Annotated in this window: 15 protein-coding genes; 7 read left to right on the top strand and 8 right to left on the bottom strand. The window is 53.6% G+C overall.

Translation table 11 applies throughout. From position 1 onward, the window contains the following. Positions 1 to 22: 22 nt before the first annotated feature. Positions 23 to 298 (top strand): DUF1471 family protein YjfY, encoded by a 276-nt coding sequence (yjfY, locus tag LCD46_02295; protein UOY71193.1) that lies wholly within the window; start codon positions 23 to 25, stop codon positions 296 to 298. A gap of 141 nt (positions 299 to 439) precedes the next feature. Here the strand turns inward: yjfY and LCD46_02290 are convergent, their stop codons facing one another. The 6 genes from LCD46_02290 to ulaA are packed head-to-tail and all read right to left on the bottom strand — an operon-like array spanning position 440 to position 4847. Beyond that, positions 440 to 1126 carry an L-ribulose-5-phosphate 4-epimerase gene (locus LCD46_02290; protein UOY71192.1) on the bottom strand — a complete coding sequence of 229 codons (687 nt, stop codon included), beginning with the start codon at positions 1124 to 1126 and terminating at the stop codon, positions 440 to 442. After that, positions 1119 to 1979, bottom strand: coding sequence for an L-ribulose-5-phosphate 3-epimerase (locus LCD46_02285; protein ID UOY71191.1), 861 nt, complete (start codon positions 1977 to 1979; stop codon positions 1119 to 1121). Before LCD46_02285 ends, LCD46_02290 begins: the two co-directional genes overlap by 8 nt. A gap of 9 nt (positions 1980 to 1988) precedes the next feature. Continuing rightward, positions 1989 to 2639 carry a 3-keto-L-gulonate-6-phosphate decarboxylase UlaD gene (gene ulaD / locus LCD46_02280; protein UOY71190.1) on the bottom strand — a complete coding sequence of 217 codons (651 nt, stop codon included), beginning with the start codon at positions 2637 to 2639 and terminating at the stop codon, positions 1989 to 1991. A gap of 12 nt (positions 2640 to 2651) precedes the next feature. Further along, on the bottom strand, positions 2652 to 3119 hold the full coding sequence (gene ulaC, locus LCD46_02275) for a PTS ascorbate transporter subunit IIA (GenBank protein UOY71189.1): 468 nt from the start codon (positions 3117 to 3119) through the stop codon (positions 2652 to 2654). Positions 3120 to 3128: 9 nt separating this feature from the next. Further along, a complete protein-coding gene (gene ulaB, locus LCD46_02270; GenBank protein ID UOY71188.1) occupies positions 3129 to 3434 on the bottom strand; it encodes a PTS ascorbate transporter subunit IIB in 306 nt (101 codons plus the stop codon). 12 nt (positions 3435 to 3446) lie between these two features. Beyond that, the gene (gene ulaA, locus LCD46_02265; GenBank protein ID UOY71187.1) at positions 3447 to 4847 is read right to left on the bottom strand and encodes a PTS ascorbate transporter subunit IIC; all 1401 of its coding nucleotides are present in this window, start codon (positions 4845 to 4847) and stop codon (positions 3447 to 3449) included. A 358-nt stretch (positions 4848 to 5205) separates the two neighbouring features. Between ulaA and ulaG the strand changes: the two genes are divergently transcribed. Further along, entirely contained in the window at positions 5206 to 6270 is a 1065-nt protein-coding gene (gene ulaG, locus LCD46_02260; protein UOY71186.1) for an L-ascorbate 6-phosphate lactonase, read from the top strand. A 109-nt stretch (positions 6271 to 6379) separates the two neighbouring features. Continuing rightward, positions 6380 to 7135, top strand: coding sequence for an HTH-type transcriptional regulator UlaR (ulaR, locus tag LCD46_02255; GenBank protein ID UOY71185.1), 756 nt, complete (start codon positions 6380 to 6382; stop codon positions 7133 to 7135). On the opposite strand, the gene yjfP is transcribed toward ulaR, so the two are convergent. Then, a complete protein-coding gene (yjfP, locus tag LCD46_02250) occupies positions 7132 to 7854 on the bottom strand; it encodes an esterase (GenBank protein ID UOY71184.1) in 723 nt (240 codons plus the stop codon). The two genes, ulaR and yjfP, sit on opposite strands and share 4 nt — an antisense overlap. A gap of 137 nt (positions 7855 to 7991) precedes the next feature. On the opposite strand from yjfP, the gene bsmA reads away from it, so the two are divergent. The 3 genes from bsmA (at position 7992) to LCD46_02235 (ending at position 10847) form a co-directional block, all read left to right on the top strand. Continuing rightward, the gene (gene bsmA / locus LCD46_02245; protein ID UOY71183.1) at positions 7992 to 8321 is read left to right on the top strand and encodes a biofilm peroxide resistance protein BsmA; all 330 of its coding nucleotides are present in this window, start codon (positions 7992 to 7994) and stop codon (positions 8319 to 8321) included. Between the two features lie 148 nt (positions 8322 to 8469). Then, on the top strand, positions 8470 to 8745 hold the full coding sequence (gene yjfN / locus LCD46_02240; GenBank protein ID UOY71182.1) for a DUF1471 family protease activator YjfN: 276 nt from the start codon (positions 8470 to 8472) through the stop codon (positions 8743 to 8745). A 170-nt stretch (positions 8746 to 8915) separates the two neighbouring features. Continuing rightward, entirely contained in the window at positions 8916 to 10847 is a 1932-nt protein-coding gene (locus LCD46_02235; GenBank protein UOY71181.1) for a Cache 3/Cache 2 fusion domain-containing protein, read from the top strand. Here the strand turns inward: LCD46_02235 and LCD46_02230 are convergent. After that, entirely contained in the window at positions 10844 to 12466 is a 1623-nt protein-coding gene (locus tag LCD46_02230) for an isovaleryl-CoA dehydrogenase (GenBank protein UOY71180.1), read from the bottom strand. The two genes, LCD46_02235 and LCD46_02230, sit on opposite strands and share 4 nt — an antisense overlap. 201 nt (positions 12467 to 12667) lie before the next feature. Here LCD46_02230 and LCD46_02225 point away from each other — a divergent pair, with 201 nt between their 5' ends. Then, positions 12668 to 13942, top strand: a complete 1275-nt coding sequence (locus LCD46_02225) for an MFS transporter (GenBank protein UOY71179.1) — start codon at positions 12668 to 12670, stop codon at positions 13940 to 13942. Positions 13943 to 13946 lie beyond the last annotated feature (4 nt).

The raw sequence follows: 13946 nt of genomic DNA, 5'->3' as shown, positions 1-13946 counted from the left end.
ACGCAGTCGTGGAGCGCATATCATGAAAAAAATCGTATTAGCCATAATGGCTGCGCTTTTGCTCAGTGCAAACGCGATGGCAGCCATCAAAATAGACAGCCGACAGGCCAGAAACATGGATGATGTGCAAAGCTTGGGCGTAATCTACATCAATCATAATTTCGCCACTGAAAGTGAAGCAGATCAGGCTCTTAACAAAGAAACCGATGCTCAGGGTGCTACATACTATCACGTCATTCTGATGCGTGAACCCGGTAGCAACGGCAACATGCACGCCAGTGCAGATATATACAGATAACGTTTTAACGCTAGCACCAGGAAGCCCAACAACGAGAACATAGCCATAGTTTAACTTGCCCCCAGCCCGGGGGCTTTTTTTTATGAATGGCTCTGAAATACCACCGGTTACAACTGTTTTTTGGTATTCCAGAGCACTTATTCACTTTTGCCCGTAATATGCGTTTGGGCCGTGCTTACGCTTGAAGTGCTTGTCCATCAGGTAATCATCAATGCCCTGAAGCTGTGGGTTAATGTCGCGGGCAATCCACGCCATTCGTGCCACCTCCTCCATGACCACCGCATTATGGACAGCGTCGTGGGCATCTTTACCCCACGAGAACGGACCGTGCTGGTACACCACAATGCCCGGTGTATGCAGCGGCTCACTGTCTCCCAAGGTCTCAATAATCACCTTACCGGTGTTGAGTTCGTACTCACCTTCCACTTCATCCTGCGTAAGTGCCCGTGTACAGGGGATGTCGCCAAAGAAGTAATCTGCATGCGTAGTTCCCAGAGCGGGTATTGCCAGACCCGCCTGTGCCCAGGCCGTAGCATGCGTTGAGTGCGTATGCACAACACCACCCAGTGAAGGATAACGCCGGTAAAGCGCCAGGTGAGTGGCCGTATCGGAAGAAGGTCGCCATTTGCCATCGACAACATTTCCTTCGAGATCCACGAGCACCATATCGTCCACTTTCATGGTTTCATACGCCACACCGCTCGGCTTAATTGCGATCACCCCACGATCGCGATCGATAGCACTGACGTTACCCCAGGTGAAGGTCACCAGGCCGTAACGCGGCAGATCCATATTGGCCTCAAAGACCTGCTGTTTGAGCTTAAGCATGTTCAGCCTCCAGCATACCCGCACGCGCCATTCGCTCACGCACCCAGTCGCGCGCTTTCGCCACTTCCGCGGCCGGGTCATCCGACGTTTCACTCCACATCTCAATCAGGTAAGGCCCGCAATACCCTGTCTGCTTGAGCGTCTGGAAGCACCGTTCGAAATCCACCACCCCGGTGCCGAACGGAACATTTTTGAACACACCAGGCCGCGTATCTTTGACGTGAACCGCCACGATATGACCTATACCTGCCTGCAGTTCCATCTGCACGTCATTATCCCATGCCGACAAGTTGCCAATATCAGGATAGAGCTGGAACCACGGATTATTCAGATAGTGCGCGTAGCCCAGCGCTTTGCTGATCGAGTTCATTAACGGATAATCCATGATCTCCATCGCCAGCGTCACCTGCGCACGGCTTGCCATCTCGACGCTCTCTTTCAGGCCGTCACGGAAACGACGGCGCGTTTCATCGTTGGCTTCCTGATAGTAAACGTCATAACCTGCCAGTTGGATCACCCGGATGCCGACGTCCTGAGCAAAGCGAATGGCTTTCCGCATGATCTCCAGACCCTGAGCACGCACGGCATCATCTTCACTCCCAAGCGGGAATCGCCGATGGGCACTGAGACACATGGAGGGCACGCGCACACCCGTTTCAGCGATAGCGCCCACCAGCGCCAGGCGTTGTTCACGACTCCAGTCGAGGCGAGAGAGGCGATCGTCTGTCTCATCCACTGACATTTCGACAAAATCGAAACCCAGCTCTTTTGCCAACCGTAACCGCGCCAGCCAGCACTCCCCCGCGGGGAGTGCCTTTTCATAGATGCCAAGCGGGACTTGTTTTGACAACATACCCGCTCCTTAGCCCCAAAGCTGAGCGATGGAGCGTTTGAACTGACGCGCCGCTTCTACCGGGGAGGCAGCATCGCGGATGCTACGACCCGCAATGAAGACGTGAATTGGAATACCCTTGAATAACGGCAGATCTTCCAGCGCCAGGCCGCCCGTAACGGTCACTTTAAAGCCCATATCAGCCAGACGTTTAATCGCACTGATATCTGCGTCACCCCACGCCACGCCTGCAGCCTGTGCATCACGGCTACGGTGGTAAACCACCTGCTGAATGCCCGCGTCGCGCCACTCCTGCGCCTGCTCCCAGGTCCAGAAGCCGGTCAATTCAATCTGCACGTCGCCGTTAAACTCTTTTGCCACGTCCAGCGCGCCTTTGGCGGTGTTGATATCCGCACAGCAGATCACGGTGACCCAGTCGGCGTTGGCTTCAAAACACATACGAGAGAGAATTTTGCCTGCGTCCGCAATCTTGGCATCCGCCAGCACGATTTTGTGCGGATAGAGCGCCTTCAGGTCGCGAACAGCACGGACACCTTCGCCCACGCACAAAATGGTTCCAACTTCGATGATGTCCACTTCTTCTGCAATCAGACGGGTCGTTTCGTAAGCGTGGGACAGCGTTTGGTTATCCAGCGCAACCTGCAACATTGGTAATGACATGTTCAATTCCTCTTAAACTGCCGCCGCGGTGGCGATATCAATCAAATCCAGCACTTCCTGCTCGGTGCGGCAGGCACGTAAACGGTCGAAATTGGCCTCGTCATCAAACAGATTCACGATCTGCATGATGCCCACCTCCTGGTGGGTATTGGCATCAACAGCGGCCATGGTGATAAGAATGTCTACCGGGTCGTTATCTTCATGGTTAAACACCAACGGCGTTTTCAGCGTCACCAGGGCAAAGCCGGTTTTCTTCACCCCCTCTTCCGGCCGGCCATGCGGCATGGCCAGGCCCGGTGCAATGACAAAGTAAGGGCCGTGCTGAGCAACGCCATCCAGAATGGCCTGGTAATAACGTGGCTCGACAACATCAGCTTTAACCAGTAAATCCACGCTCAGCTTCACCGCTTCCTGCCAGGTGCTGGCCTCAGCCTGTAAAAGAATGGAATTATTCTCTGCCAGAGAATCACGTAGTTTCATGTGGCGTCCTTACTTCACGTCTTGTGGGAAATGTTCTTTGATCACTTCCAACAGCTTTGGTCCGAAATCCGCAGGTGAAAGCATGTTGCGTACACCCACGACATATTTATTGCCTGACACACTAATTTCGCCGGCGATGTGGGTAGAGGCGATGATGATGTCCGCGCCGTTCAGCTCACTTTTGTATTCACCCACTGCACAGCTGTTCACCGTGTGATCGATGTTTGACTGGGTTAAAAACTGGTCCACTTTCATCTTCATGATCATGGAGCTACCTTGCCCATTGCCACACACAGCCAGGATACGTACGGTCATAATCGAAACTCCTTAATGAGCAGACACTTCTGCTGTTTGTTTTTCCGCATCTTCTTCAGCGCGCAGAGCGCGGCCCGCGAAGAACATATAAGCCAGAGCAATCAGAATGATGACGGCCATAAAGACCAGTCCGACGGATGCAAAGCCCTGCATCATTGGTGGCGCCAGAATTGACCAGTCCGCCATGCCCATCCAGGCGCTCATGCCGGTGAGCTTGACCGCCCACACACAACCGAAAATTTCCACCATGCCCATCACCAGGCAGATCTTGAGCGCCGCGCGCCAGCCGCCAAAGTGGTTTGCAAAGACGCCGATGGTGGCGTTGGAGAAGAACATCGGGATAAAACCAGGGATAATCAGGATTGAGGAGCCGCAGCCTACCAGGATGCCCACAGCAATCAGCTGGCCGATAGTGCCCCACATAAAGCCCCAGACCACCGCGTTCGGTGCGAAGCTGTAGATAGCCGCACAGTCAATCGCCAGTACTGCGCCAGGAATCAGGCGCTGGGAAATCCCGTTGAAGGCTTCAGACAGCTCGGCAACGAACATACGCACGCCCTGAGTGATGATGAAAATTGCCACTGCGAAGGAGAAGCCGGTCTGCAGGATATAGACCGTCCAGTGGGTTTTCCCTGCCATCGCCTGCACTACATCAATGCCGAAGGAGAGCAGAATGGCGCCGAAGAAAAGGGTCATCACAATCGCCGTAGAAACGATGTTGTCGTGGAAGATATTCAGCCAGCCAGGCAGCTTGAGGTCTTCAACGCTCTCTTCTTTTTTACCCAGGTACGGTGCAACTTTGTAAGCAATCCAGGAGGCAAACTGCTGCTGATGGCCGATTGAAAAACCGCAACCATCAGTCACTTCCTGTGTTGGCTTGTACATCATGTTGGAGGTGATACCCCAGTAGAGCGATACCAGCACTGCGGTGCAGATAATCGTGGTCCACATTGGGTAGCCGAAAATATAGAGAGAAACCGCAATGAGCCCCGCCTGCTGGAACATGATGTGTCCCGTCAGCATGATGGTGCGAATGCCTGTAATGCGGCGCAGAAGAACATAAATAATGTTCAGCGCCAGCGCGAGCAGCACCGCATAACCGACCCAACTATAGGCATCCCCCATGCGATCGATAGTGGCCATCATTGATGCATATGTGTCAGAGATCGCACCATTGATGCCATACACTTCCGACATTTTGGCCACGACAGGCTTAAACGTGCTGGTCAGAATGCCTGACCCTGCCTGCAACAGCATGAAACCAATGATGGTCTTAATCGTGCCTTTAATAATAACGCTGACGCTCTTGCGCAGCAGGATATAGCCCAGGCACGTCACGATACCCAGCAGCAGCGGGGCGTTAGTCATTACCTGATTAAAGAACACGGTAAAGACGTTGTAGAGGATCTCCATAACTCTCTCCAGAAATGAGAACACGAGGGGCAATCCCTGTGTGGTTGGTGCCATCACTCTAGTAATCACAAATAATCACCACAAGATTGAATTTGATTATTTGTGACGTATCACGCAAATTATTTCCATGCTGTGAGTAATGATTTTCACCGCCCTCTGAGATAAATAATTTAATCTTTATAATTCATGAAATTAATCATTAATAAGAGATAGTCTAACAAGGTAAAAGCGGATAATCCGTGAAGTCGAACAGATAAAATTCCTCATTTTTACCGTTGCAAAGTACGTCAAATGGTGCCAGCATTAATCACAACAAATCACATTGTGATTACTTTTGATTAAAACCAGGAGTCAAACGATGAGTAAAGTAAACACCATCACCCGCGAATCATGGATTCTGAGCACCTTTCCGGAATGGGGTAGCTGGCTGAACGAAGAGATCGAGCAGGAACGGGTTGCTCCCGGTACCTTTGCAATGTGGTGGCTGGGTTGTACCGGTATCTGGTTGAAATCAGAGGGTGGTGCGAACATTTGCGTCGATTTCTGGTGCGGTACGGGCAAACAGAGCCACGGCAACCCGTTGATGAAAAAAGGCCATCAGATGCAGCGTATGGCGGGTGTGGAAAAACTGCAGCCAAACCTGCGTACGACACCTTTTGTGCTTGATCCATTTGCTATTCGGCAGATCGATGCTGTTCTCTCAACGCACGATCACAACGACCATATCGACGTAAATGTAGCGGCAGCGGTCATGCAAAACTGTGCCGATGACGTCCCGTTTATCGGACCGCAGACCTGCGTGGATCTCTGGATTGGCTGGGGTGTACCGAAAGAGCGCTGCATTGTCATGAAGCCGGGCGATGTGGTGAAAATTAAAGACATTGAAATCCACGCGCTTGATGCCTTTGACCGTACCGCATTGATTACTCTGCCTGCCGATCAGAAAGCCGCTGGGGTACTACCAGATGGCATGGACGAGCGCGCGGTTAACTATCTGTTTAAAACCCCTGGCGGCTCTCTGTACCACAGCGGTGACTCTCACTACTCCAACTACTATGCGAAGCACGGTAATGAACATCAGATTGACGTGGCGCTGGGCTCCTACGGCGAGAACCCACGAGGCATCACTGACAAGATGACCAGCGCTGATATGCTGCGCATGGCGGAAGCATTGAACACCAAAGTGGTGATCCCGTTCCACCATGATATCTGGTCCAATTTCCAGGCCGACCCACAGGAAATCCGCGTACTGTGGGAGATGAAAAAAGATCGTCTGAAATATGGCTTCAAGCCATTCATCTGGCAGGTTGGAGGCAAGTTCACCTGGCCACTGGACAAAGACAACCTCGAGTATCACTACCCGCGTGGCTTTGATGATTGCTTCACCATCGAACCCGACCTGCCGTTCAAGTCCTTCCTCTGATTGTGAAGCCAAATCGCCAGACTTCTGTCTGGCGATTCCATAATTATTTTAGTAATTTCATGCTATTTCAAATATCATCTTTTCAAATCAATTCTTATCGGAATAGCTCATGACGGAAGCGCAACGGCATCAAATTCTCCTGGAACTCCTGGCGCAAACAGGTTTCATCACCGTCGAGAAAGTCATCGAGCATTTAGGGATTTCCCCGGCGACAGCACGGCGGGATATCAACAAGCTGGATGAGAGCGGGAAACTGAAAAAAGTCCGCAACGGCGCAGAAGCGATCAGCCAACAACGCCCGCGCTGGACGCCAATGAACATTCATCAGGCACAAAATCATGATGAAAAAGTGCGTATTGCCAGAGCCGCATCGCAGCTGGTGAATCCCGGCGAGAGCGTAGTCATCAACTGCGGCTCCACGGCGTTTCTTCTGGGCCGGGAGATGTGCGGAAAACCGGTACAAATCATCACCAACTACTTACCGCTCGCCAACTATCTCATCGACCAGGAGCATGAGAGCGTGGTGATCATGGGCGGGCAGTACAACAAAAGCCAGTCCATCACCCTTAGCCCTCAGGACAGCGAAAACAGTCTCTATGCCGGGCACTGGATGTTTACCAGCGGCAAAGGCCTGACGGCAGATGGCCTGTATAAAACCGATATGCTGACCGCGATGGCGGAGCAAAACATGCTTAACGTTGTGGGCAAGCTCGTTGTGCTGGTCGACAGCAGCAAAGTGGGCGAGCGCGCAGGGATGTTATTCAGCCGCGCCGAACAGATCGACATGGTGATCACCGGCAAAGGGGCCAACCCAGAGATCCTCCAGAAGCTGGAAGATCAGGGCGTAAAAGTGCTGCGCGTTTAAAAATGCTGGCGGAAGAATGCCACCGTGGCGTCCAGTGCCGTGGGCGTGATGCGGTGGCGGACGCCCGCTTCCCACAGGCAGGTCAGGTTGCTATCCAGTCCCTCGCGCTGCAACGACTGTTGAAGACGGAAGGTTCCATCGGGTGGGACCACGTCATCCGCGTCACCGTGCCACAACAGCAGCGGGCGATCGGCCAGACGCGGCAATGCCCGGGTCACTTCCCACTCTGCCAGCGTCGCGGTCATTTCCGTTAAATCCTGAGGGGGAAAAAGCGTCTTCGCCAGTGAGGTAAAATAGCCCGAGCCCATCAGGCAGGCGACGGATTTCACCTCTGGGTGATGCGTCATAATCCCCAGCGCCGTCATGCCCCCCATTGACGCCCCGGCCACGGCCAGACGATCATCAGCCACCAGCCCTGCCTCATAGAGCGCATCACGCAACCCGGCAAACTCGGTCAGACTGCCGTGCAGAATGTGCCAGAACCGTCCAAGCCGAGCCTGTTCATTCCCCGTAAAGCGTGCGCCGTGGTCAGGTGCATCCGGCATTACCACTCGAAAGCCGGCCTGAGCCAGCGCCACCGCAAAATAACTGTAAACCAGCTTCGAAGACGTAAATCCATGATAAAAAACGATAACAGGCAGCGGCACATCACGTTTTCCCGCTGGTATCGCGTGTAAAATTTCATGGTCGCCGAGATGGCGTATTTCAATTTCAATCATTGTCGACCCTGTCCGAATGTATGATTCATAATGTTGAGAACTGGGTTACGCTTTCACGTCATTTTCATTCGAAATATACGTCCCAGATAACACTTCGGGAACATTCCCCCAAAACTAAATTCACAGACAACTACACTATGGCTATCAGGAAACGAGATATGGTTATGCGCAGGTTTGCTGCTTTATTGCTGGTGTCTCTGCTCAGTGGCTGTAACGCACTGCAGGGAACGCCGCAGCCCGCTCCGCCGGTCGCCGATCATCCACAGGAGATTCGTCGTAATCAGACGGAAGGATTACAGCGAATGGGCACGGTCTCCGCGCTGGTTCGCGGCTCTCCGGATGACGCTGAAGAGGCAATAAAAGCACAAGCCGTCGCCGCCAAAGCAGATTATTACGTCATCATTATGATCGATGAAACCATCATAACGGGACAGTGGTACTCACAGGCAATTTTGTACCATAAGTAATGGTCTTCCTTTGAACGACATTTACACTGCTTTGCGTCCATAGACATTTTCCTGTCCACAATAAACTCCATGCCCGCGACAATGGAAGTGAGTTTATTTGCGAAGGATTGCCCGGCGGATACCGGAAATATGTGAAATGGAGCTGACGATGAAACGAACTCTTGCTTTGACCTCTCTGTTGCTCTCAGCTGGCCTTGTGAGCACAACCGCACAGTCAGCAGAATTCGCCAGTGCTGATTGTGTAACGGGTCTGAATGAAATAGGCCAGATCTCCGTGAATAATATTTCAGGGAGCCCGCAAGACGTTGAACGTGTAGTTGCATTGAAAGCCGATGAGCAGGGCGCTTCCTGGTATCGAATCATCCAGATGCAGGAAGATAACCATGTTGATCATTGGCGCGTACAGGCCATTCTTTATGTTTAACCCTTCCCGATAAAAGCCACTTATTTTTAGTGGCTTTTCGTTTTTGCAAATTTTTCACCTTGCAACAAACATATCAAAAACAATTAAATAACATTTTGTTACATTAAAGGGATAAACGTCATCCCCGCTCTGCCGTTGAAGAACCATACCTTTTCAATGATGAGCAATATATGATCAATTTTTTTCGCCGTGCAGGACTTGGTACGAAGCTGTCACTGCTTACGGGTGTCAGTGTCGCCATACTGTTTTTGCTTTTCACTTTTCTGCTCAGCCAAAAAGCCAGCCAGCAGCTTGAAGAGCTTGCGGTCGAGGATCTGCATAACCAGTCCACTGGCATGGTCGATATGGTGCAGATGTTTAACACCAGCCTGAGTGAAGAGGTCGAGAGTTATACCCGCCTGTTTTCCACCTTTTTACCGCAGCCTCTGAATATTGATCGTTCCCAACCCCAGACGATAAACGGGCTTAGCGTTCCGCTTCTGAAAGGCGGAGAAACCGGGCTGCATGAAAATAACACCCTTTCGGACGAGTTCCTGAATCGTACGGGAGCCATTTCGACGCTGTTTGTACGCAGCGGTAACGACTTTGTTCGCGTGGCCACTTCCCTGCGCAAAGAGAATGGCGAGCGTGCAATGGGTACTGTTCTGGATGTCTCCAGCCCGGCCTTCGCTGCCGTAAGCAAAGGCGAAGTCTACCGTGGACTGGCGCTGCTGTTTGGCAAGCGTTACATCACCCAGTACCAGCCCGTTAAAAACGCCGAAGGACAGATCATTGCGATCGTCTTTGTCGGCGTGGACATCACCCGCTCCTGGAACGTCATGCGCGAGAAAATCCTCAACCGCCGTCTGGGTGAGAGCGGCCACTTCTTTGTGCTGGATCGCAGCAACGGCAAAACGCGCGGCCAGTATCTGTTCCATTCCAGCGAGGAGGGTCAGTTACCGAAATGGGACAGTGCAACACAACAGCAGCTGCTGAGTGACAAACCCGGCACACTGGAACGCATCACTGAAGATGGCCGCACGGTGAAAATGGCCTATACCCCGCTGCCAGGCTGGAACTGGACCATCGTCGGCGAAGTGGATAAATCCGTACTGCTCTCAAGCGTGACCACTCTGCGTGACCGTTTCCTGCTGGCTGGTGTGGTGTTGTCTGTACTCTTCGCGGGCCTCTTTGTGATGATTATTCGTAGGATGCTTACCCAACCGCTGAGAAATGTGATTCATCTGGCTCGTCAGTATGCTGCGGGCGATCTGCGTTCCAGCCTTCCCGTAACGCGCCAGGACGAGGTTGGTCAGTTGGTTGATGCCATCAATGGTATCGGTGGCGGACTGCAAAAAATGGTTCTGCAGGTTCGCGAAGCGGCAGGTGAAATCCATATGGGGACAAACGCCCTGGCCTCCGATACCGGCGAGATTTCAGAGCAGATCAACAAACAGGCCAGCAGCGTGGAAGAGACCTCCGCCAGCATGGAGCAACTGGCCGCAACCGTACAGCAAAACGCGGCCAATATGGAGCAAACACAGCAGTTGGTAAGTGAAACCTCGCTCGCGGTACATCAGGGTGGCGAGACGGTAACCCATGCGGTTGCCACCATGGATGACATCCGGGAAGCGTCAAAACGCATCGAAGACATCACGCGCGTGATTGAGTCAATCGCTTTCCAGACCAATATCCTGGCGCTCAATGCGGCAGTAGAGGCGGCTCGTGCTGGTGAACACGGAAAAGGTTTTGCGGTGGTCGCGCAGGAAGTTCGCGCTCTGGCTGGACGTAGCGCTAACGCAGTGAAGGAGATTGAACAGCTGATTGGCGATACGCTCAGGAAAGTCAGTGAAGGACACGCGCTGTCCGAACAGACGCGTCTGGCGATGGACTCCATCATTCTTCATATTGATAACATCAGCCAGCTGGTCATGGAGATTAACCACGCGTCACGCGAGCAATCCGCAGGAATCGGTCAGGTTAATCTTGCTATGACCCATATTGGCGAAGCATCACACATCAACGCCGATCGCGTCTCACGCAGCGAACAAACGGCACAAACGCTGCGTGAGAAAGGTTCGCATCTCACCCAACTGGTGAGCTTGTTCCAGCTGAAAAACTAGCCAACCCTGCCGGTGGCACGCAGCAGCAGGTCACTTTGCACCTGCTCGTTCATCAGCGTCCCACCGCGGGTATCAAGCATCATGCGGCACCACGCCTGCGCCACGGGTGGCGATGCGTGCTGCAGCATTTGGCTCCCGGCACCCAGTAAGAAAAGCTGCTGCGCGATCTCCCGCCCCTGTGCCTCCTGAGGTTTACGCAGTTTTTGCTGTAGTTGCCGCCAGCTACGATCGAAGTGTCTGTCCTGCCCTTTCACCTGCGCAAAATCGTCGGTCAGCAGGTCGAAGACACCGGGCTGCTTAGTCAGTACGCGCAACACATCCAGGCACATAATATTGCCCGATCCTTCCCAGATGCTGTTTACCGGCATCTCACGGTAGAGTCGTGGTAGTTCGCTCTCCTCGCAGTAGCCCATACCGCCGAGGACTTCCATTGCTTCTGCCACAAAGGGGATTCCGGTTTTGCACACGCTAAATTTCGCCGCAGGGGTGAACAACCGAGCCCAGGCGGCTTCTTGCGGATCCGCGCGTTTATCCCACGCCCGCGCCAGACGAAATAACAGTGCAGTTTGCCCCTCCAGCACCAGGGCCATACGGCTCAGCACATCGCGCATCAAGGGTTGATCGATAAGGTTTTTCCCGAACGTCTGCCGCTGATGGGCGTGGTAAAGCGCCACAGATAACGCCCGGCGCATCAACCCGTGGCTGCCTAGTGCGCAGTCAAAACGCGTCAGCCCGCCCATTCTCAGGATCTGCCGCACGCCTTCGCCCTCTTCCCCAAGCAGCCAGCCGGAGGCATCAAGAAACTCCACCTCGCTGCTGGCGTTGGATCGGTTACCGAGCTTGTCTTTCAGCCGCTCCAGACGCACGGCATTCCGTTGTCCGTCAGGCAAAAAACGGGGAACAAAAAAGCAGGAGAGTCCGCCTTTCGCCTGGGCCAGCACCAGGTGCGCATCGCTTTGAGGCACCGAGAAAAACCATTTGTGTCCCACCAGCCGGTAGCTACCATCGCTGCATTTTTCTGCTTTGGTGGTGTTGCTGAGAACGTCGGATCCGCCCTGCTTTTCCGTCATCCCCATGCCGATCAGCAGACCACGCTTTTGCGATCCTGGAGCAAGATGAGGATCGTAGCGATCGCTGAGTAGCGGCGTCAGCCAGTCATGAAATATTTTGGGGAGCGTCTGCTGTAGCAAGGGTGTCGCAGCAAAAGTCATGGTTATGGGACAAAGCGTGCCGGCTTCGACCTGCGCATGCAGAACAAACCGTGCGGCTCTGGCGACAAAAGAGCCCTTTCGCGCCTCCTCTTCCCACGCCAGGTTGTGTACACGGTTGGCACAGAGTCCTTGCATCAGCAAGTGCCATGCGGGATGAAAGCGGACATCATCCAGCCGCTCCCCGGTGGCATCATAGCGTAATAGCTCAGGTGGATTCACGTTCGCCAGCCTGCCCAGCTCCAGTGACTCAGCGGTGCCTAACTGCTGCCCGATGCTGGCGAGCAACTCACTATCCCACTCGGCACCCTCGCGGGAAACTGCGTCACGCAGGGCGCAGTCAGAGAGGAAAAGGTTACTGTTTGAGAGTGGGGCTGGTTGATTAAAAACGGTATGGGTCTGCCAGTGCATGCTGTCTCCCTCCTTCAGTGGCTCGGTGGCAATGAAGGTAAGTATGGACAGACCGCATACACGCTGCATGGGAGTGAAGTCACACAGTGGCGATCCTGCTGATATCATTCGTGAAATAGCTCACAGAACATAAGAATAAACTATTTCATCACTTCTCTTTTGTTGAATAATTTATTCTTACCCCCTTCAGTGAGGATCGTTATGCAACCGGATGCGCACAAGCGAGCATTAATTGCAGGCTCCATTGGTAACTTTATCGAGTGGTATGAGTTTGCGGTCTACGGTTTTCTGGCGACCGTTATTGCGAAAAACTTCTTCCAGCTTGAGGGGGAAGCGGGGCTAACCAGCCTGATCCTGACCTACGCCTCGTTTGCCATCGCTTTCTTTTTCCGTCCCCTGGGCGCGGTGGTGTTTGGCCGCATTGGCGACAGGATTGGCCGTAAGCCAACGCTAATCATTGTGCTGGTATTGATGACGCTCGCTACCGCCGCTATCGGCGTGGTGCCGGTCTACGCCAGCATCGGGATTGCCGCACCGCTCATTATTACACTGCTTCGCATCCTGCAGGGGCTGTTCGCGGGCGGCGAGTACGGCGGTGCGGTCTCGCTGATGACGGAGTTTGCCCCGCGCGGCAAGCGCGGCCTGTACGGCGCGTGGCAATCCTTCACCGTGGCGCTGGGATTGCTGGCAGGCGCAGGCATTGTCGCGCTACTCTCCGCCCTCCTCACCCCTGAAGCTTTGCATGACTGGGGCTGGCGCATTCCGTTCTTCCTGGCGCTGCCCATGGGCGTCGTCGCACTATGGCTTCGGGTAAGCATGGAAGAGACACCCAGCTTTGTGCAGCAGCAGGACAAACCGGTCACCGCTCGGGCGGATACCGCTGCGACCCTCAGAGCTATCATAATGGGGATTGGCAGGGTGATGGTCTGGTCAGCGGCGGGGTATACCTATCTGGTGATTATGCCAACCTACCTGCAGTCAGCGCTGCACACCGGCTTTAACCAGGCGTTATTAATAGCGGTGATTTCGAATATTGGTTTTGCACTCACCATCATTCCCTCTGGGATCCTGAGCGACCGGATCGGGCGTCGCACGGTGATGGTTATCGCCACCACGCTGCTGCTGATCCTCGCCCTGCCACTCCTGAAAATCCTGCAGGCCGAATCCAGTACGCTGGCAGTGAAAGCGCTGGTGGTATTGATTGCAGGTGGTCTGGTGGGAATGCTGGCAGGGCCTGGCCCGGCGATGCTCTCTGAGATGTTCCCGACGCGTGTGCGCTATACCGGGCTTGGGTTGGCTTACTCCCTGTCGAACGCTATTTTTTCAGGCTGCGCAGGGTTGATTATTACCGGGCTGATTAAAGAGACGGGCAATCTGGATATTCCAGCGTACTACGTCATGACGACAGCAGTGGTGAGCATTGCGGCGCTGATGACGCTCAGGAAGGATGACCATTTGCGGTCGTTAGAGGAGTGAGGTC

Source organism: Enterobacter ludwigii (assembly GCA_023023105.1).
In the GTDB taxonomy this organism is placed as follows: domain Bacteria; phylum Pseudomonadota; class Gammaproteobacteria; order Enterobacterales; family Enterobacteriaceae; genus Enterobacter; species Enterobacter adelaidei.
The sequence above is the reverse complement of the archived record's forward strand: the minus strand, read 5'-3'. Positions and strand labels throughout refer to the sequence as shown.